The sequence below is a fragment of the Paraburkholderia sp. SIMBA_054 genome, from assembly GCF_046534875.1.
Classification (GTDB): domain Bacteria; phylum Pseudomonadota; class Gammaproteobacteria; order Burkholderiales; family Burkholderiaceae; genus Paraburkholderia; species Paraburkholderia hospita.
In genome coordinates this window covers 24,146-42,485 of sequence record NZ_JAWRXV010000058.1, presented here as the reverse complement: position 1 = coordinate 42,485, position 18,340 = coordinate 24,146, and the positions used below count along the sequence as shown (strand labels likewise).

The following is an 18,340-nucleotide window of genomic DNA, read 5'->3' as shown; positions in this document are numbered from 1 at the left end:
CTGGAGGCAACATGAGTTACAGAACAGAAGACATCGCTTACGTGCAGCCTGCGCAACCGGCCGCGAAGGCAAGTACTTCGCAACAGCAACGCAGCACGGCTGAATACCGCGCGCTCGATGCCGCGCATCATATTCACCCGTTCTCCGATATGGGCGCGCTCAATCGCGCGGGCAGCCGCGTGATCGTCAAGGCGGAAGGCGTCTATCTGTGGGACTCCGATGGCAACAAGATCATCGACGGCATGGCGGGACTGTGGTGTGTGAACGTCGGCTATGGCCGTAAAGAACTCGCGGACGCAGCGTACAAGCAGTTGCAGGAACTGCCCTTCTACAACACGTTCTTCAAGACCACGCATCCGCCCGTGATCGAACTGTCGGCGTTGCTCGCCGAATTGACGCCCGCGCCGTTCAATCACTTCTTCTATTGCAATAGCGGCTCGGAAGGCAACGATACGGTGCTGCGCATCGTCCATCAGTATTGGGCGACGCAAGGACAGAAGCTGAAAAAGTTCGTCATCTCGCGCAAGAACGGCTATCACGGCTCGACCATCGCGGGCGGCACGCTCGGCGGCATGGGCTATATGCACGAGCAGATGCCTTCTCAGGTCGAGCACATCGTGCATATCGATCAACCGTACTGGTTCGGCGAAGGCGGCGACATGACGCCGGAAGAATTCGGCCTCGAGCGTGCGCGCCAGCTCGAAACGGAAATTCTCGAGCTTGGCGCCGAGAACGTCGCGGCGTTTATCGGTGAGCCTTTCCAGGGAGCGGGCGGCGTGATCTTTCCGCCTTCTACCTACTGGCCGGAAATCCAGCGCATCTGCCGCAAGTACGACGTGCTGCTTGTCGCCGATGAAGTGATCGGCGGCTTTGGCCGCACGGGCGAATGGTTCGCGCATCAGTATTTCGGCTTCGAACCGGACCTCATCACGATGGCGAAGGGTTTGACGAGCGGCTATATCCCGATGGGCGCCGTCGGCCTGCACGACCGCATCGCCAAAGCGATCATCGAGAACGGCGACTTCAATCACGGGCTCACGTATTCCGGCCATCCCGTCGCCGCCGCTGTCGCGGTCGCGAACCTGAGGCTGTTGCGCGACGAGAAGATCGTCGAGCGCGTGAAGAACGACACCGGCCCGTATTTCCAGCAGTCGCTGCGCGAGACGTTCGCGAATCATCCCATCGTCGGTGAAGTGGCGGGTGCGGGACTCGTTGCGGGCATCCAGCTCGCCCAGAACCCGAAGACCAGAAAGCGCTTCGAGAATGGCGGCGAGGTCGGCACGATCTGCCGCGACTTCTGCTTCAACGGCAACCTGATCATGCGCGCCACGGGCGACCGCATGCTGCTCTCGCCGCCTCTCGTCGTCACGAAGAGCGAGATCGACGAGATCGTCGCGAAGGCGAAAAAGGCCATCGACGCAACTGCACAACAGCTAGGGCTTTCGTAACGGCAGTCAGACCACCGGCGCGGGCGCCGTGACGCATCGAACGCGACACACGCTCACGCCGGACTTTTACCTTCAAGGGAAATCAACATGAGCGTTTGTCATCTTCGTCATGCGGTCGCGGGGGCCGCGCTGGTAGTCGTGACGGGCATTGCCGCACTGTCGGGCACGGCAGCGCAAGCGGCCGATACCGAACTGAACGTCTATAACTGGTCCGACTACATCGCGAAGGACACGATTCCGAACTTCGAGAAACAGACGGGCATTAAGGTCAAGTACGACAACTACGACAGCGACGACACGTTGCAGGCCAAGCTGCTCGCAGGCAGCTCGGGCTACGACATCGTCGTGCCGACGTCGAACTATATGGCCAAGCAGATTCAGGCCGGCGTCTACCAGAAGCTCGACAAATCGCAGATGCCGAATCTGAAGAATCTCGACCCGACGCTGATGAAGTTGATCTCCGACGCCGACCCGGGCAACCAGTACGGCGTGCCGTGGGCTTACGGCACGGACGGCATTGGCTACAACGTGCAGGCCGTGCAGAAAGTACTCGGCGCGAATGCACCTGTCGATAGCTGGGCGCTCGTGTTCGATCCCGCCAACATGTCGAAGCTCAAGAGCTGTGGCGTGTCGTTCCTCGATCAGGCCGTCGATGTATTCGCCGCGACGCTGCAATACATGCACAAGGACCCGAACAGCACAAGCCCCGGCGACTATCAGGCGGCGTACGAAGTGCTGAAGAAAGTCCGCCCGTACATCACGCAGTTCAATTCGTCGGGCTACATCAACGACCTCGCGAATAACGACGTTTGCGTGGTCGTCGGCTGGTCGGGCGACGTCGGTATCGCGCGGCGCCGCACGCAGGAAGCGAAACGCTCGTATGAAGTCAAGTTTTCCAACGTGAAGGAAGGCGGCCTGCTGTGGTTCGACGTGATGGTCGTGCCGAAGGACGCACCGCATCCCGAAGCCGCGATGAAGTGGATCAACTTCATTTCGGACGCGAAGAACAATGCAGCCATTACCAACGAAGTGTTCTACCCCACCGCCAATCGCGCCGCGCGCCAGTTCGTCACCCCGGCTGTCGCGCAGGATCAGACGGTCTATCCGGCCGACGACGTGATCGCCAAGATGACGCTGATGAAACCGATGCCGACGGAAATTCTGCGGCTCGAAAACCGCCTGTGGGCGCAACTGAAAACCGGTCATTGAATTTGTGAGTCAACGCCGGTTTTCAGGGACATGAAAGGGAACTGAATGAAACGAAGAGGGATCGCTCGATCCCTCTTCGTAGAGCAGTAGCGCAGTCAGTCTGCGTCTTGCGCGCAGCCCCATGTTTCCCCGATTGCAGCACGACACCTGCGAGCGCTTCGCGCGCCTCGCCAGGGCCCGTTCGTGCCTGCGATCCGCAAAGAACGGTCACATATGAATACGATGCACACCACGCAAGCAGCGAAAGCGGCCACGCAGCCCGCGATGACGAACGCGACTTCGGCGACGAACGAGAAGACGGATCAATTCGTTCGCATCGAAAACGTCGTGAAGAAGTTCGGCGACAGCACGGCTGTCGACAACGTCAACCTGAGCATCGCGAAGAACGAACTGTTCGCGCTGCTCGGCAGTTCGGGCTGCGGCAAGTCCACGCTGTTGCGCATGCTGGCGGGCCTGGAGACGGCCACGTCCGGCAAGATCTTTGTCGACGGCGAAGATCTCGCGGCCTTACCGCCCTATCGCCGCCCCGTGAACATGATGTTCCAGTCGTATGCGCTCTTTCCGCATATGACGGTCGAATCGAATGTCGCGTTCGGCCTCAAACAGGAAGGTACGCCGAAGAACGAGATCAGGGAGCGCGTCGCCGATGCGTTGAATCTCGTGCAAATGACGAAATACGCAAAGCGCAAGCCGCATCAGTTATCCGGCGGACAGCAGCAGCGCGTCGCGCTCGCGCGTTCGCTCGTCAAGCGCCCCAAGCTGTTGCTGCTCGACGAGCCGATGTCCGCGCTCGACAAGAAGATCCGTCAGAAGACTCAGCTCGAACTTGTGAACATCATCGAGAAAGTCGATGTCACCTGTGTGATGGTCACGCACGATCAGGAAGAAGCGATGACGATGGCGAGCCGACTCGCCGTGATGAGCGAAGGCCGCATCGTGCAGATCGGTTCGCCGACACAGGTCTACGAGTTTCCGAATAGCCGCTTTTCCGCCGAGTTCATCGGCTCCACCAATCTGTTCGAAGGCGTCGTCGTCGAAGACGAACCCGATCACATCTTTGTCGAAAGCGAAGACCTTGAGTCGCGCATGTACGTGAGCCACGGCGTAACGGGGCCGCTTGGCATGCCCGTCGGTATTTCGGTGCGCCCCGAACGCGTGCGCGTGACGCGTGAGAAACCCGGCGCGGCGCACAACTGGGCGCGCGGCGTCGTGACGGATGTCGCGTACATGGGCAGTTATTCGCTGTACCACGTGCGCCTGCCGAGCGGCAAGACCGTCATGTCGAATCTGTCCAGCTCGCACCTGATGAGCGAAGGTGCGCCCGCCTATAACGACGACGTGTTCGTCTCCTGGTCGCCTTCGAGCGGCGTGGTGCTGACGCAATGAGAAATCCCGCCCAAACCTCTGCGGCGCAACTGGGCGCCGCCACGAATGCAAGCCCCGCGCTCGCATCGTTCAAGCAGAGCCTCGCGAAGCTGTTGCCTTCGGGCCGCAGCACCGTGATCGGCATTCCGTTCATCTGGCTCGCGGTGTTCTTCGCGCTGCCGTTCGTGCTGGTGCTGAAGATCAGTTTTGCCGATTTGCGCCTCGGCATTCCGCCTTATACGGAACTCATCAGCGTCAAAGATGGCGTGGTGCATTTCGCGCTGCAACTGAGCCACTACGCGTTCCTGTTGCAGGACAGCCTGTACGTCGCAACGTATCTCAGCTCACTGAAGATGGCCGCGGTCTCGACTATCTGTTGCCTGCTGATCGGCTATCCGATCGCGTATTACATCGCGCGCTCGGCACCCGCTACGCGCAACCTGCTGATGATGGCCGTGATGCTGCCCTTCTGGACGTCGTTCCTGATTCGCGTGTACGCGTGGATCGGCATTCTGAAAGACGACGGCCTGCTCAATCACACGCTGATCGCGCTGGGCCTGATTCAATCGCCCTTTCGTCTCTATCACACGGATATCGGCGTCTATATCGGCATGGTCTATTCGTACTTGCCGTTCATGGTGATGCCGCTCTACGCGCATCTCGTGAAGATGGATTTGACGCTGCTCGAAGCCGCCTACGACCTCGGTGCAAAACCGTGGACGGCGTTTACGCGAATCACGTTGCCGCTGTCGAAGAACGGGATTATCGCGGGGTCGCTGCTCGTGTTCATTCCCGCCGTCGGCGAGTACGTGATACCGGAACTGCTCGGCGGCGCGGACACGCTGATGATCGGCCGCGTGATGTGGGATGAGTTCTTCAACGACATGGACTGGCCGATGGCATCCGCCGTGACGGTGGCGATGGTGCTGCTATTGCTCGTGCCGATGGCCGTATTCCAGTACTACCAGGTTAAGGAACTGGAGGGCGCGAAATGATCAAGCCGAACAAGCCTTTGTCCGCCACGGTGCTGACGCTCGGATTTCTCTTTCTCTACATACCGATCATCAGCCTCGTCGTGTTCTCGTTCAACGAGTCGAAGCTCGTCACCGTCTGGTCCGGCTTCTCGCTGAAATGGTATGGCGCGCTACTGCACGATGACGAACTGCTCACGGCCGCGTGGCTTTCGCTGAAGATCGGCTTGATGACGGCGTGCGCGTCCGTGGTGATCGGCACGTGGGCGGGTTTCGTGCTCGCGCGCTTTGGGCGCTTTCGCGGCTTCACGTTCTTCGCGGGCATGATCAACGCGCCGCTGGTGATTCCCGAAGTGATTCAGGGCATTTCGCTGCTGCTGCTCTTCGTCGCGCTGGAGCAGATGATCGGCTGGCCCAAGGGACGCGGCGTGCTGACGATGTGGATCGGCCACGTAATGCTGTGTGTTTCGTATGTCGCGATCATCGTGCAGTCGCGCATCAAGGAACTGAACAGGTCTCTCGAAGAAGCGGCACTCGATCTCGGCGCGACACCGTTCAAGGTGTTCTTCGTCATCACGCTGCCGCTGATCTCGCAGGCCTTGCTGTCCGGCTGGCTGCTGTCGTTCACGCTTTCTGTCGACGATCTCGTGCTCTCCGCGTTCCTGTCCGGCCCAGGCTCGACGACGCTACCGCTCGTCGTGTTCTCGCGCGTGCGTCTCGGCCTGAACCCGGAAATGAATGCACTCGCCACGCTCTTCATCACGGCCGTGACGATTGGCGTGATCGTCGTCAATCAATGGATGCTGATGCGCGACCGCAAGCGCACGCGCGACATGCAGATGGCGTTCGCGATAGCCGACGCCGCCGATGCTCATTCGACAACCACACGCCCTCCCGTGGCGACCAACACGCTCGATACGGCCAACGCATAAGAAGTTCTTCGCAATACGACAAACAAGGAGAAAATTGCATGAGAAAGAAACTTATCTGTCTGCTGGTAGCGGGGGCTCTGCCGGGTGCCGCTTTTGCGGACTCGACCAGCGCACAGATCAAGGCGCTTCAGCAACAACTGAACGCGCTACAAAAAGAAGTGAAGGAATTGCGTGCGCAAGTGGCCACCGCGCCTGCAGCGAAGCCTGCTGTGGGCACAGCCACTACGCCCGCATTGGCCGCCGCCCCGGCTGATATCACTTCTCCCGATTACGGCCGGGCGCCCGCGAACATCAGCAACGACGACCTGACCACGATCAAGCAGCAGATCGCGAATCAGCAGTTGAAGGTGGATTCGCTGGAAGACGCGGCGCAGACGGGGCCGATTGCAGGTCTTTCGGTGACGGGCTATATCGACCCGACGTACATCTATAACCGCGCGCAGAGTTCGTCGTCGTTCCTGTTCGCGAATCACGAGAGCGTGTACAACTACTACAACAGCACGTTCGGCGATCTGTATCTCGACATCAAGAAGACGTTCGGTGTCGGGCCGATGGCGCCGTCGGCGGAAATCACGCTGATGCCGAACCGCGGCAACGGCATCACGCTGCTGCAGAACTCGCATGGCGACATTGGCAACAACATCCTGAACACGGCCGTCGTCACTGTGCCGCTGACGGGGTCGACGACGTTCGTCGCTGGTTTGATTCCGAGCTTTGGCGGTTATGAAGTGCAGCAATCGAACCAGATGCTTACGCTCACGCACAACCTGCTGTATGACTTCTCCGATCCAGGCAGCTATGTCGGCGTCGGTGCGAACTATACGGCGGGCAACTGGGCGTGGAAGTTCTTTGTTGGCAATGAACAGTACCGCACGTATGGTGCCGTCACGCAGACGGGCACGAATGCGTTGGGCGATCCGATCACGACGAGCAACAAGATTCCGACGTTTACTGCGCGTGCTGACTATACGTGGTCCAGTGCGCTGGATATTGGTGGCTCGTTCAATATTGGGCGTCAGACGCTGCCGAGTGCCGTCGATCCGGCGACAGGCAATGTCACTTATGGCGTGGGTGGGCAGGCGCCTAGCTCGGGCGGGACGTTCTTCTTTGGCGAAGTCGACGCGACTTATACGTTGGCGGATGTGCAGTACAACGCCGAACTCGATTATGGTCAGCAGCAGAATGCGGCGTTTAACGGCGGCCAGGCGCAGTGGTATGGTCTGTCACTGCTCGCGCATCGGAAGTTCAATATGCCTGTGGTGGGTCGCATGGGTGCGACTTTGCGGTATGACTTGCTCGTTAATAGCAAGAATGGTGGTGGCGGTGGTGGGATTGCGTTGAATTCCAATGGTATGGATGTGAATAACGGGTTCGGTATCGGTGCTGATTGTCTAGCTAACTCGAAGGCCAATGGTGGCCTTGGGTTTGAGTGCAAGGGGGCTAACCGTCAGGATGTCGCGCTGGATCTGTTGTTCTTCCCGACGCAGCAGATTACCGTCAAGGTGGAATATCGCCACGACTGGGCGAATCAGAGCGTGTTCTTGCGGAATGATGGGTCTTATAGCAAGTCGAATGATTTGCTGGCTACGCAGTTTATTTACTCTTTCTGAGGGTGATTTTATGTCTGCGACGCTTCTTGATTGGTGTGCCTGGGGCGTCGCTGGCATCCGAGTTATGGTGGTTTGCCGGTGTTCTCGCTGGCATCCGCGCTATGCCTTCGTGCTTCACGCGTCGCCCCTGTGCGGGGCGGCACCTACTTTTCTTTGCCGCCGCAAAGAAAAGTAGGCAAAAGAAAGCGGCTAACACCGCCAGCACGTGTGTTTGCCTGAGGGACCCCAACCGGTCTTATGCTTCACACGGCAACATCTCTATTGGCGCGCGTTGCCAACGCTTCGAATAAACGCCTCACCCGCTTCGAACTCCCATACACGGGCGAGCGGCAGCGAATGGTTTGTGCCGCCCAGGTGGCAAACTGTGTGTAGGTTGTCGCGTCGTATAGCTTGGCGCTCTTACATGGAGGTATGCGCGCGCTATCGGTCCGAAGTGAGGCGTGTGCAGTGCTGCGGCCTACACACAGTTTGCCACCTGGGCGGCAGAGGAATGTCTGGCACGGCATGCGGCGACGCGGGCGCGTGAAGCGGGTGATGCGTCAATTAAGAGCGTTGGCAACAAACATGAGTCACGTGGTTGCCGTGTGAAGCGAGGGACCGGTTGGGGGCCCTCAGGCAGGAACTAGAACTGGCGGTGTGAGCCGCTTTCTTTTGCCTACTTTTCTTTGCGGCGGCAAAGAAAAGTAGGTGCCGCCCCGCACAGGGGCGACGCGTGAAGCACGAAGGCATAGCGCGGATGCCAGCGAAAACACGAGCAAACCAAACCGGCCGCGCCACGAAGGCAAAGCGCGGATGCCAGCGCAAAGACCAAAACACCAACCAACAACATCTCGCCCATGCCAGAAAACCTCAACTCCCAACCTCACACAGCATCGTGGTACGCAGCAACCACCAACGACGGCACGCATCATCCACCGCTGGATGAAACCATAGCCGTCGACGTCTGCGTAATAGGCGCCGGCCTGACCGGCATCTCAACCGCATTGAATCTCGCGGAACGCGGCCACACAGTAGCGGTGCTAGAAGCATCAAAAGTAGGCTGGGCGGCGAGCGGCCGCAATGGCGGCCAACTGATAGGCGGTTTCGCCTGCGACATAGACACATTCGCGAAATTCATGCCCGAGACCGACGTCCACCGCATCTGGGAAATGGGCTTAGAAACGCTAGATATAGTAAAAGACCGCGTAGCGAAGCACAGCATAGACTGCGATCTGACGATGGGCTACCTCACAGCCGCCAACAAACCAAAACACGTAGACGCACTACGCACCTGGCGCGATGACGCAAAAAAACGCTTCAACCACGACCGATATCGGTATATCGAACGCGCGCACATGGACCAGTACGTGCAATCGTCCCGCTATCTCGGCGGCCTGTTCGACCCGGACAGCGGCCACCTGCATCCCCTCAACTACACATTAGGCCTCGCCCGCGCAGCCGTCGAAAGTGGCGTCCGCATCTACGAAAACAGTTGCGTCACAACACTACGCAAAGAAAACAGCACACATCTGATCGAAACAGCACAAGGAACAGTGCGCGCCAACTACGTAGTGCTAGCCTGCAACACATGGCTCGGCGCGCTAGCGCCACAAGTATCCCGAAAGATCATGCCCGTCGGCACCTACGTAATCGCCACGGAACCGCTCGACCCCGCCCGCGCCGCCGCGCTGATGCCCGCCCGCGCCGCCGTCTGCGATAGCCGCTTCGTGCTCGACTATTTCCGCCCTGCTCCCGACAACCGTCTGCTCTGGGGCGGCAAGGTCAGCTATTCGACTTTCGCGCCGCGCAATCTCGCCGAATCCATGCGCCGCGACATGCTAAAAACCTTCCCGCAACTCGCCGATGTCAAAGTGGACTACGCATGGGGCGGCTTCGTCGACATCACGATGAACCGCGCTCCGCATTTCGGCCGGCTTGCGCCGACCATCTACTTCGCGCAAGGCTTCTCGGGACACGGCGTCAATACGACCGGGCTCGCGGGCAAGCTGATCGCGGAAGCCATCCATGGCCAGGCGTCGCGATTCGATCTGTTCGGTAAAATCCGCCATCGCGACTTTCCCGGCGGCGCACTGCTCCGCACGCCCGCGCTCGTGCTTGCAATGGCCTGGTATCGAATGAAGGACTGGCTCTGATGACGGAAACACTCGACCACCGCGCGGATGCGCTGATCCGCAACTCGTACTATGAAGCCACAGTGTCGCGCCCGCTCGCGGACGATCCAATGCTGGAAGGCTCGCTCGATGCCGACGTCTGCGTCATCGGCGCGGGCTTCTCCGGATTGTCGGTGGCGCTCGAATGCCGCGCGCGCGGGCTTTCCGTCGTCGTTCTCGATGCGCATCGCCCCGGCTGGGGTGCGTCGGGACGCAACGGCGGTCAGATGCTCGCCGGTTTTGCGAAAGACGAGATCATCGAAAAGCAACTCGGCCTCGAAGGCGCGCGCGCTGCGTGGGCCTTGTCGGTCGATGCCGTCAAGCTGGTGCACGAGAGGATCGACCGCTATGGAATCGAATGCGATTTCACGCCGGGCTTTATGACGGTCGCGACCAAAGCGAAACGCGTCCCCGATCTGCGTGCATGGATGGATGCGGCAACAAACCGCTGGGGTTATCCGCATCTGTCGTGGGTCGATGCTAGCGACATGCGCGGACGCATCGCGTCGGAACGTTATCTGGCAGGCGTCTACGATGCGTTGTCCGGCCATCTGCATCCGCTCAAGTATTGCCTCGGTCTCGCCGATGCGGCGCGCCGCGAGGGCGCGCAACTCTTCGCGCATTCGCCCGTGCTCGAAGTCGTGCGTGGCGCGCGGCCCATGGTGCGTACCGCGACGGGCGAAGTGCGCTGCCGCTTCGTCGCCGCGTGCGGCAACGCGACGCTCGGCAATGTGTTGCCCGCTGCAATCGCCGCGCGCATCGCGCCCATCGCGTCGTATATCGTCGCGACGGAATCGCTCGGCAACGCGCGCGCCGATGCACTGATCAGGAACCGGACCGCGATCTGCGACAACAACTTTTTCCTCGACTACTTTCGCGTGTCGGCGGATCATCGCGTGCTGTTCGGCGGACGCGCGAGTTCGACGGGCGCATCCCCTGCGCAACTGACAGGGGATATCCGCAAGCGCATGCTCGCCGTGTTTCCCCAACTCGCGGATACGAAAATCGAATTTGCGTGGGGCGGATTCGTCGATATCACCCGCAATCGCGCGCCCGATTTCGGCGCGATCGATCCGAACTACTTCTATGTGCAAGGCTTTTCGGGTCATGGCGTGGCGCTGACGGGCATTGCGGGGCGCGTCATTGCAAAGGCGATCTCAGGCGACACGGCCGCGCTCGATCTGTTCTCGCGCATCAGGCACGCTCGCTTTCCCGGCGGCCCGGCGCTGCGCGGGCCCGCGTTGGAACTGGGGATGCTTTATCACCGGATTCGCGAGCTGTTCTGAATCGCATTGCAACACGGCTTGCACATGACAGACCGGGTTAAGTAAAGGCAGAATGTGCACCTCACCCTCGATGCGGCACACCCGCATTGAAGGCTTACCGTAACCCACAACCCGTTACGACGAGGCGTCGATGACTGCCGTACTCACTTCTGAAATCGCATCGAAATTCGCGGGCCTCGCGCTGGCTCACCTCACGCGCGAGTATCCGAACAAGCTCACGCATTCGCTCGCCGGGCCGCAGGACGTGCAAGGCCCGCGCGAGCTGCACCCCATCTTCTATGGCAGCTACGACTGGCACTCGAGCGTGCATGGCTACTGGTTGCTGTTGCATCTGATCGAACGCTTTCCGGAGTTGCCGGAAGCGCCGCGCATCGTCGCCGTCGTCGACGAGCACTTCACCGCGCAGAACGTCGCAGGTGAACGCGCGTATCTCGACCTGCCGCATAACCGCGGCTTCGAGCGCCCGTATGGTTGGGCGTGGCTGCTCGCGCTGTCGGGTCAGGTCGCATCGTTGAAGCTGCCGCAAGCCGACCGCTGGGCACAGACCATCGAGCCGCTGACGGCGGCTTTCGTCGAACGCTTCGAGGAGTTTCTGCCGAAGGCGACGTATCCGCTGCGCGTCGGTACGCATTTCAACACCGCGTTCGCGCTGGCGCTTACGCTCGACTTCGCGCATCGTACGCAACGCGATTCGCTTGCGCGCCTCGTCGTCGATACGGCGAAGCGCTGGTATCTGAACGACGCCGGATGCCAGGCGTGGGAGCCATCGGGCGACGAATTCCTGTCGCCCTCGCTGATGGAAGCGGAGTTGATGCGCCGCGTGCTGCCGCCTGCCGAATTCGCCGGCTGGTTCGAGCGTTTTCTGCCCGATCTCACGCAGCGCCAACCCGCGACGCTGTTCGTCCCCGCCACCGTCACGGATCGCAGCGACGGCAAGATCGCGCATCTCGACGGGCTGAACCTGAGCCGCGCGTGGTGCCAGCGGTCGCTGGCGCGCGCGCTGTCGAATGACGATCCGCGCCGCGCCGTGCTCTTCGAAGCCGCCGACGTTCATCTGGAAACCGCGTTGCAACATGTAGCGGGCGACTATATGGGCGAGCACTGGCTCGCCACGTTCGCTACGCTCGCGCTCGAAGCATAGAGAAAGTAGCGATCGCAACCAGTTCACGGCGCAATTGAAAATGGCCAGTGTCTGTGAAGACACTGGCCATTCCGTTTTTCAGGTAGCAAAAGACGCGCGTTGCCGATCAGTGCGAGATCTCTTCGAGCGCAACGCCGCGCGTGCGCGGCCCCATCACGCCGATCACCAGCATCACGATCGCCATTGCGCCCGCGATGAACACGAACACGCCTGTCGACCCGAAGTAATTGAGTACCGACGCAATAAAGAACGCTGTGAAAATCGCCGAAAAGCGGCTCCATGAATAGACGAAGCCCACTGCACGCGCGCGGATGCTGGTCGGAAACAGCTCTGCCTGATAGGCGTGATAGCTGTACGACATGATATTGCTGCCCAGCGTCAGCCCGACGCCGAGACAGATCAACAGCGCGGCCGCCGTGGTCTGACTGAACCACAGTCCGCACACGATGATGAGCGCCGCCATCGCGACGATCACGCTCTTGCGCTCGTACTTGTCCGCGATGAAAAGCCCGATGATGGGACCGACAGGCGCCGCGAGCGCGATCACGCTCGAATAGGCAAGGCTCGTCGTCACGGTAATGCCCTGCTTGATCAACAGCGTCGGCACCCAGTTCGCGAAGCCATAGAAGCCGACTGTCTGGAAGATATTGAAGATGCTCAGCATCAGCGTGCGGCTACGATAAGGCGGCACCCACATGTCGCTGAAATGTCCGCTCGGCGGCACGGGAACGGGCGGCGCAGCCGGCGGTAGCGGCCTGCCGTACTCGGCCTCGACCTTCGCTTCGAGCGCGCGCATCACGCGGTCCGCTTCATCGACGCGCCCTTGCTGCGCGAGCCAGCGCGGACTTTCGGGCAGATTGCGCCGGATCCACCAGACGAACAGCGCGCCGTGCGCGCCGATCAGCACGACCCAGCGCCAGCCGTCGAGCCCGAGCGGCGCGCGCGGCACCAGCAGCCACGCAAGAAACGCGACGACAGGCACGGCCATGAAGCCCACCGCCTGTTCGCACGCGAATGCGCGGCCGCGAATGTGCTTCGGGACCAGCTCCGAGATGTATGTGCCGATCGTCACCAGCTCGACGCCGATTCCAAGGCCCGCCATGAAGCGCCAGAAGTTGAGCCCTGTGGCCGTCTCCTGAAACGCCATGATGACGTTGGCGACCGTGTACCACAGCAGCGAATAGGTGAAGATCGCGCGGCGGCCGAAGCGGTCCGCGAGAAAGCCACATGCGATCGTGCCGATGAACAGCCCGAGAAACAGCGTCGCGATGAAGCTCGCGATGCCCGTCGTACCGAACAGCCCTTGCGTGGTCGACGTGAGAATGCCGCTCTTGACGATGCCGGGCGCGACGTAACCCGTATAGAGCAGATCGTAAAGTTCGAAGAAGAAGCCAAGGCTCAGCATCACGACGAGCTTCCATACCGAGCGCGTCGCGGGCAAGCGGTCGAGCCGCGCGCTGATTGTGCCGGCGTCGATGGCGGAATGCGACGATGCGGTCGTACTCGTCTGCGTGGTCCCAGGCTGCGGGATGCCCGCCTGGTCTTGCGTTGTCATTATTCTGTCTCCTGTGTCGATGGCCTGCCGCGACTTCGAATGCAGGCCAGGCTCGCATTGTAGCCGCGCATCGGCTGGCAGGCGTCAGTTGCCTTCCTGCAGCATCACCACGCCGGCATCGGCCCGCTGCAACAGACGCCGGTTGCGTACCGAGAGGTTGATCAGGCGCAGGCGCTTGCCGAGCTTTGCGTAGCGCGCGTGCAGCGCTTCCAGTGCCGCAATCGCCGAATGATCCGCGCAATGCAGATGGCGGCAATCGAGCGTCACGTTGGCCGGGTCGTTATGCGGCTCGAACAGCGCATGAAAATGCGCGGTCGATGCGAAGAACAGCGTGCCGCGCGGCGCGTGGGTCGTTTCGCCCGATGCGTCGTCGAGCGTTTCGCTGCGAATCTCGCTCGCGTGCTGCCACGCGAAGTTCAGCGCCGAAACGACGATGCCGCACAGCACGGCCGTCGCGAGATCGGTGAACACAGTGATGATCGTGACCGCGACGATCACGAGCGCGTCGCTGCGCGGCACCTTCTTCAGCACGCGTAACGAGCCCCACGAAAACGTCTGCTGCGCGACGACGAACATCACGCCCACCAGCGCCGCGAGCGGAATGCGCTCGATCAGCGGCGACAGGAACAGGATGAAGAGCAGGATCATCACGCCGCTCGTCACGCCCGACACCCGCGAGCGCCCGCCTGAGCCGAGGTTGATGACGGTCTGGCCGATCATCGCGCAGCCGCCCATCGCGCCGAACAGGCCCGACACGATATTCGCGGCGCCGAGTGCAATGCACTCGCGGTTCGGTTGTCCGCGAGATTCCGTGAGTTCGTCGGTGAGATTGAGCGTGAGCAGCGTTTCGAGCAAGCCGACCATCGACATCAATGCGGCGTACGGAAAGATGATGCGCAGCGTGTCGAGATCGAGCGGTACGCCTGGCATGCTGAATTCGGGCAGGCCGCCTGCAATGTGCGCCATGTCGCCGAGCGTGCGCGTCGGCAAATGCAGCAACTGGCTCAGCACGCCCACGCCGACAATCGCCGCAAGCGCGGGCGGCACAGCTTTCGTCAGACGCGGCAAGCCGTACACGATCGCCATCGTCAACGCGACGAGTCCGCCCATCAGCCACAGCGCGTGACCGTGCAGCCATACGCTGCCCTGCGGCGACGCTTGCTTGAAGTGCTCGAACTGCGCCATCGCGATGATGATCGCTAGTCCGTTGACGAAGCCGAGCATCACGGGATGCGGCACCATCCGGATCAGCTTGCCGAGCCGCAGCGCGCCGAACAGCATCATCAGCAGCCCGCCCAGCACGACGGTCGCGAACAGATACTGCGGACCATGCTGCACGACGAGCGCGACGATTACCACGGCCATCGACCCTGCCGCGCCCGAGATCATGCCCGGCCGGCCGCCGAACAGTGCCGTGATCGTGCAGATGAAGAACGCGCCATACAGGCCCATCAGCGGATTGAGGTGCGCGACAAGCGCGAACGCAATGCATTCGGGCACGAGCGCAAACGATGAAGTCAGGCCGGCGAGCACGTCGCCGCGAAGCGAGGAAAAGCGGGAGGCATTGAAGCTGCGGTCTTGCATCTTGTTGTATGAACGAATCGGGCGTGCCGTCGAGGAACACTCACTCGCGCGAGCACAGGTGAACGGATTGCGATGCACCCTGGTTGTGCATGACGGACATGGCGTGCACGGACGCCGCGTCGTCGACCGGTTCGCAAGCCAGATGGCGTGCGGCTGGGCACAAGGGTGGACGGGATGGAAAGATGACAGGCTCGTGGCGGCAAGCCCGAGCCGGACGCCTGATGTGCGCGGCTCTCGCGCAGCGCACGCGATTTTACAGGGTCAGCGGCTCACGCGCAGTGGCGTGCGGTGAAGGCAGCCGCTTCTTTAGCGGTATTCGAAATCGTCTGCGGTAATCAACACGTGCGTCGCGCCCTTCGCGAGCGCCTTGCGCTCGGCGACAGCGGCGATACGGCGCAGGCCGTTGCCGAACGCCTTCGTGAGGTGCGATTCGTCCGCCCCGCGTTCCAGCCAGAAATGCTGTTCGAGCGCGTCGCGCGTAATCGCGCAGCCTATCGCGCGCTTTTGCACGACGATATCGAAAGTCACGGCTTGGCCGTTAGTCGAAAGCGCAAAGTTGCTTAAGGACTGTTCCATGTTCAGCCTCTCGTGAGCTGCGATCTACTAGTGTTTCGTGTTGCTTTCATGAACCCAGCACCCATTCCCGCACTCAAACTATCTCATCCCGTTCGGCATCGATCAGTTCGGGCGAACCCTCGACGCATCCCAATGCAAACGTTTGTACGGCCGGTACGCGTGGTCCGTACAACACCCAACGATGAAAAAACGTCCGAGATGTTCGCATTTTGAAGGCCATCGTGCAGTTGACCCTCGACGGCAGACAGCTGCTTTCGCACGCAGTTTCGTGCGCACTCGCACGACGCGCATCGCAGCGTTTCCGTCTGACGAAAACTTTGCGCACGAACGAATCGGCGTAACGCGTGCCCGCTTCGTCAAGCATACATCGCAATCGTTTGCGCCATATGTCACGTTGCATCTAACGAAGAAATCCATGTGATCGAAGAACCTCGTATGATCGAGGCTCTCAAAAGAACTCATACGAATAGTCGATGAAGCATTCGCGCTGGACGGGACTCATCTATCTGCTGATTACGGCAACGGGATGGGCGCTCAACTGGCCCGCCATGAAAGTACTGCTGCGCGAATGGCCGCCGCTGTTTTCACGCGGTGTTGCCGGCGTGACGGCGTCCGTCCTGCTCGGCGTGGTCGCTGTGTGCGTGGGAGAGCGGCCACGCGTGCCGCGCGAGTACGTGCCACGCCTGCTGCTCGCGGCGTGCACGAACGTCTTCGCGTGGATGGGCTTTTCGACGCTCTCGATGAAATGGCTGAGCGTCAGCGAAGGCGCGCTGCTGGTCTACACCATGCCGATCTGGGCGATGCTGCTCGCGTGGCCGGTCCTGTCGCGCAGGCCGTCCACCGTCGAGTTTCTCGCGCTGCTGCTCGGTCTCGCTGGCGTCGTCGTGCTGCTCGGCGGGCGCGGTGTGGCGTTCGACGCGGGCAAGATCGCGGGCATCGCCTTCGCGCTGCTGGCGGCCGTGCTGTTCGCGCTCGGCACTGTGATCGCGCGCACGCCGATTCCCGTCCCGCCCATCAGCCTCGTCGCGTGGCAGGTCGGACTCGGCTGCGCGCCGATGATCGTCGCGGGGCTGCTGATCGAGCACCCGGAGCTCGCGTCGCTGCACGCGGACGGCTGGGCCGTGCTGATCTACATGACGCTCGTGCCGATGGGCGTGTGCTATCTCGCGTGGTTCGCAACCTTGCGTCATCTGCCTCCGCAGATCGCGTCAATCGGCATGCTGCTGGTGCCGATCATCGGCATCGTTGCGGCGGCACTCGTGCTCGGCGAGCCGCTTGGCTGGAAAGAAGCCGTGGCGATGGCGCTCACGTTGAGCGGCGTCGCGCTGGCGCTGCGGCGCAAAGCGCCGCAGACAGAGCCCGAGTGATGACTGACACTATGGCTTTTCGAGGATGTCCTTGAGCCGATCGACGGCTTCGTCGGACTCGGCCTGGATCTTCGCGCGCAGCAGCACTGCGTTCAGCAACGCGAACCAGAGCGTCGGCGAACGGTACGTGAAGGTGCGCTCGAACTCCGTGCCGTCCTTGCTGTGCGTGTCGGGCGTCAGCGCGTAGCTGACCGTGCCGGCTGGGCGCCCTTCTATCGTGCCGTCGATCGTCCATTTCTCGGGGCGTTTGCGTTCGACAACCGTCCACACGACCTCGCCGCGCCGCCCGGCGACGCGAAATTCTTCTGTGGTCTGCTCGCCCATACCCAGCGAATGATCGGTCGCACCCGTCACGGACAGCGACGACGGATGCCACGCGGGCCAATGCGCGGGCGTCGTCACGTAGTCGAAAACAGTAGTGCTTTCCCGCGCGATCGGCATGACGGTGACGATGCGCGTCGACAGATCGAATGCGCGCGGCAGCGGAATGAACAGCACGCCGATCGCGGCCGCCACGCAGGCCACCATGACGATTGCTCGCAGTAGCGCTTTCATCGCTGTTCGCGCCGTGTCGGCACGCTTCCGAATGATGAGGGTTCTTTTCCTTCTTTCTGGTACTGTATGTTAGCGGCGTGGCCTCGCCAATGAGGATCGGCGCGCGCCTCCACGCGATGTCGCAACGTCAAACGGAAGACCACCGATGCAAGCCCATCCTCTCCGCCTTCAACCCGGCCAGGATCTTCGCGACGCGCTGGAAGACACGGTGCGCCGGCTCGGCGCGACGGCCGCATTCGTGGTTCAGGGCATCGGCAGCCTGAGCGTCGCGCAGTTGCGATTCGCCGGCATCGACCAGCCGAGCGAACTGCGCGCCGACCTGGAAATCCTGACGCTCGCCGGTTCGGTTGCGCCGGACGGCGCGCATCTGCACATGTCGGTCTCCGACGCCAATGGCCGCGTGTTAGGCGGACATGTGGCGCGTGGCTGCATCGTGCGAACGACCGTTGAAATTTTGCTCGCGTTGCTGCCCGATCATGCGTTCTCGCGCGAAGCCGATCCGCGGACGGGTTTCATGGAGCTGTTCATCCGTGACCGGCCGTGCGGCGAGTAGCGGCGAGCAGCGGCGGGTAGCGCCGCACGCGAAACGCG

General features: G+C 61.4%; 15 protein-coding genes. 11 read left to right on the top strand and 4 right to left on the bottom strand.

What is annotated here, in order from left to right; genetic code table 11:
• Positions 1-11 precede the first annotated feature (11 nt).
• The 9 genes from SB822_RS43020 (at position 12) to SB822_RS42980 (ending at position 12,112) form a co-directional block, all read left to right on the top strand.
• Positions 12-1,448, top strand: coding sequence for an aspartate aminotransferase family protein (locus SB822_RS43020; protein ID WP_097218996.1), 1,437 nt, complete (start codon positions 12-14; stop codon positions 1,446-1,448).
• An 87-nt stretch (positions 1,449-1,535) separates the two neighbouring features.
• Positions 1,536-2,657, top strand: coding sequence for a polyamine ABC transporter substrate-binding protein (locus tag SB822_RS43015; RefSeq protein WP_007743037.1), 1,122 nt, complete (start codon positions 1,536-1,538; stop codon positions 2,655-2,657).
• Between the two features lie 213 nt (positions 2,658-2,870).
• The gene (locus SB822_RS43010; protein WP_410857531.1) at positions 2,871-4,043 is read left to right on the top strand and encodes an ABC transporter ATP-binding protein; all 1,173 of its coding nucleotides are present in this window, start codon (positions 2,871-2,873) and stop codon (positions 4,041-4,043) included.
• A complete protein-coding gene (locus tag SB822_RS43005; protein WP_007743034.1) occupies positions 4,040-5,017 on the top strand; it encodes an ABC transporter permease subunit in 978 nt (325 codons plus the stop codon). Before SB822_RS43010 ends, SB822_RS43005 begins: the two co-directional genes overlap by 4 nt.
• Complete coding sequence (locus SB822_RS43000; protein WP_007743033.1) at positions 5,014-5,925, top strand: ABC transporter permease subunit; 912 nt, start codon at positions 5,014-5,016, stop codon at positions 5,923-5,925. Before SB822_RS43005 ends, SB822_RS43000 begins: the two co-directional genes overlap by 4 nt.
• A 38-nt stretch (positions 5,926-5,963) precedes the next feature.
• The gene (locus tag SB822_RS42995) at positions 5,964-7,535 is read left to right on the top strand and encodes a DUF3138 family protein (RefSeq protein ID WP_007743032.1); all 1,572 of its coding nucleotides are present in this window, start codon (positions 5,964-5,966) and stop codon (positions 7,533-7,535) included.
• 836 nt (positions 7,536-8,371) lie between these two features.
• Complete coding sequence (locus SB822_RS42990; protein ID WP_410857530.1) at positions 8,372-9,667, top strand: NAD(P)/FAD-dependent oxidoreductase; 1,296 nt, start codon at positions 8,372-8,374, stop codon at positions 9,665-9,667.
• The gene (locus tag SB822_RS42985; protein ID WP_410857529.1) at positions 9,667-10,971 is read left to right on the top strand and encodes an NAD(P)/FAD-dependent oxidoreductase; all 1,305 of its coding nucleotides are present in this window, start codon (positions 9,667-9,669) and stop codon (positions 10,969-10,971) included. Before SB822_RS42990 ends, SB822_RS42985 begins: the two co-directional genes overlap by 1 nt.
• A gap of 130 nt (positions 10,972-11,101) precedes the next feature.
• On the top strand, positions 11,102-12,112 hold the full coding sequence (locus tag SB822_RS42980) for a DUF2891 domain-containing protein (RefSeq protein ID WP_079487146.1): 1,011 nt from the start codon (positions 11,102-11,104) through the stop codon (positions 12,110-12,112).
• A gap of 106 nt (positions 12,113-12,218) precedes the next feature.
• Here SB822_RS42980 and SB822_RS42975 read toward each other — a convergent pair whose 3' ends face one another.
• The 3 genes from SB822_RS42975 to SB822_RS42965 form a co-directional block, all read right to left on the bottom strand.
• Positions 12,219-13,667 (bottom strand): MFS transporter, encoded by a 1,449-nt coding sequence (locus SB822_RS42975; protein WP_410857528.1) that lies wholly within the window; start codon positions 13,665-13,667, stop codon positions 12,219-12,221.
• Between the two features lie 84 nt (positions 13,668-13,751).
• Positions 13,752-15,251 carry a SulP family inorganic anion transporter gene (locus SB822_RS42970; RefSeq protein WP_007745561.1) on the bottom strand — a complete coding sequence of 500 codons (1,500 nt, stop codon included), beginning with the start codon at positions 15,249-15,251 and terminating at the stop codon, positions 13,752-13,754.
• A 306-nt stretch (positions 15,252-15,557) separates the two neighbouring features.
• Positions 15,558-15,827: a DUF1488 family protein gene (locus SB822_RS42965; protein ID WP_007745560.1), complete on the bottom strand. Its 270-nt coding sequence runs from the start codon at positions 15,825-15,827 to the stop codon at positions 15,558-15,560.
• Between the two features lie 473 nt (positions 15,828-16,300).
• Here SB822_RS42965 and SB822_RS42960 point away from each other — a divergent pair, with 473 nt between their 5' ends.
• Positions 16,301-17,194 carry a DMT family transporter gene (locus tag SB822_RS42960; RefSeq protein ID WP_410857527.1) on the top strand — a complete coding sequence of 298 codons (894 nt, stop codon included), beginning with the start codon at positions 16,301-16,303 and terminating at the stop codon, positions 17,192-17,194.
• 9 nt (positions 17,195-17,203) lie between these two features.
• On the opposite strand, the gene SB822_RS42955 is transcribed toward SB822_RS42960, so the two are convergent.
• Positions 17,204-17,749 (bottom strand): SRPBCC family protein, encoded by a 546-nt coding sequence (locus SB822_RS42955; protein WP_410857526.1) that lies wholly within the window; start codon positions 17,747-17,749, stop codon positions 17,204-17,206.
• 145 nt (positions 17,750-17,894) lie between these two features.
• Between SB822_RS42955 and SB822_RS42950 the strand changes: the two genes are divergently transcribed.
• Positions 17,895-18,302 carry a PPC domain-containing DNA-binding protein gene (locus SB822_RS42950; RefSeq protein WP_410857525.1) on the top strand — a complete coding sequence of 136 codons (408 nt, stop codon included), beginning with the start codon at positions 17,895-17,897 and terminating at the stop codon, positions 18,300-18,302.
• Positions 18,303-18,340 lie beyond the last annotated feature (38 nt).

What these genes read in the sequence shown, in the direction of transcription:
- SB822_RS43020 (WP_097218996.1), top strand. Translation starts at nt 12, where the DNA reads ATGAGTTACAGAACAGAAGACATCGCTTACGTGCAGCCTGCGCAACCG.
- SB822_RS43015 (WP_007743037.1), top strand. Translation starts at nt 1,536, where the DNA reads ATGAGCGTTTGTCATCTTCGTCATGCGGTCGCGGGGGCCGCGCTGGTA.
- SB822_RS43010 (WP_410857531.1), top strand. Translation starts at nt 2,871, where the DNA reads ATGAATACGATGCACACCACGCAAGCAGCGAAAGCGGCCACGCAGCCC.
- SB822_RS43005 (WP_007743034.1), top strand. Translation starts at nt 4,040, where the DNA reads ATGAGAAATCCCGCCCAAACCTCTGCGGCGCAACTGGGCGCCGCCACG.
- SB822_RS43000 (WP_007743033.1), top strand. Translation starts at nt 5,014, where the DNA reads ATGATCAAGCCGAACAAGCCTTTGTCCGCCACGGTGCTGACGCTCGGA.
- SB822_RS42995 (WP_007743032.1), top strand. Translation starts at nt 5,964, where the DNA reads ATGAGAAAGAAACTTATCTGTCTGCTGGTAGCGGGGGCTCTGCCGGGT.
- SB822_RS42990 (WP_410857530.1), top strand. Translation starts at nt 8,372, where the DNA reads ATGCCAGAAAACCTCAACTCCCAACCTCACACAGCATCGTGGTACGCA.
- SB822_RS42985 (WP_410857529.1), top strand. Translation starts at nt 9,667, where the DNA reads ATGACGGAAACACTCGACCACCGCGCGGATGCGCTGATCCGCAACTCG.
- SB822_RS42980 (WP_079487146.1), top strand. Translation starts at nt 11,102, where the DNA reads ATGACTGCCGTACTCACTTCTGAAATCGCATCGAAATTCGCGGGCCTC.
- SB822_RS42975 (WP_410857528.1), bottom strand. Translation starts at nt 13,667, where the DNA reads ATGACAACGCAAGACCAGGCGGGCATCCCGCAGCCTGGGACCACGCAG.
- SB822_RS42970 (WP_007745561.1), bottom strand. Translation starts at nt 15,251, where the DNA reads ATGCAAGACCGCAGCTTCAATGCCTCCCGCTTTTCCTCGCTTCGCGGC.
- SB822_RS42965 (WP_007745560.1), bottom strand. Translation starts at nt 15,827, where the DNA reads ATGGAACAGTCCTTAAGCAACTTTGCGCTTTCGACTAACGGCCAAGCC.
- SB822_RS42960 (WP_410857527.1), top strand. Translation starts at nt 16,301, where the DNA reads ATGAAGCATTCGCGCTGGACGGGACTCATCTATCTGCTGATTACGGCA.
- SB822_RS42955 (WP_410857526.1), bottom strand. Translation starts at nt 17,749, where the DNA reads ATGAAAGCGCTACTGCGAGCAATCGTCATGGTGGCCTGCGTGGCGGCC.
- SB822_RS42950 (WP_410857525.1), top strand. Translation starts at nt 17,895, where the DNA reads ATGCAAGCCCATCCTCTCCGCCTTCAACCCGGCCAGGATCTTCGCGAC.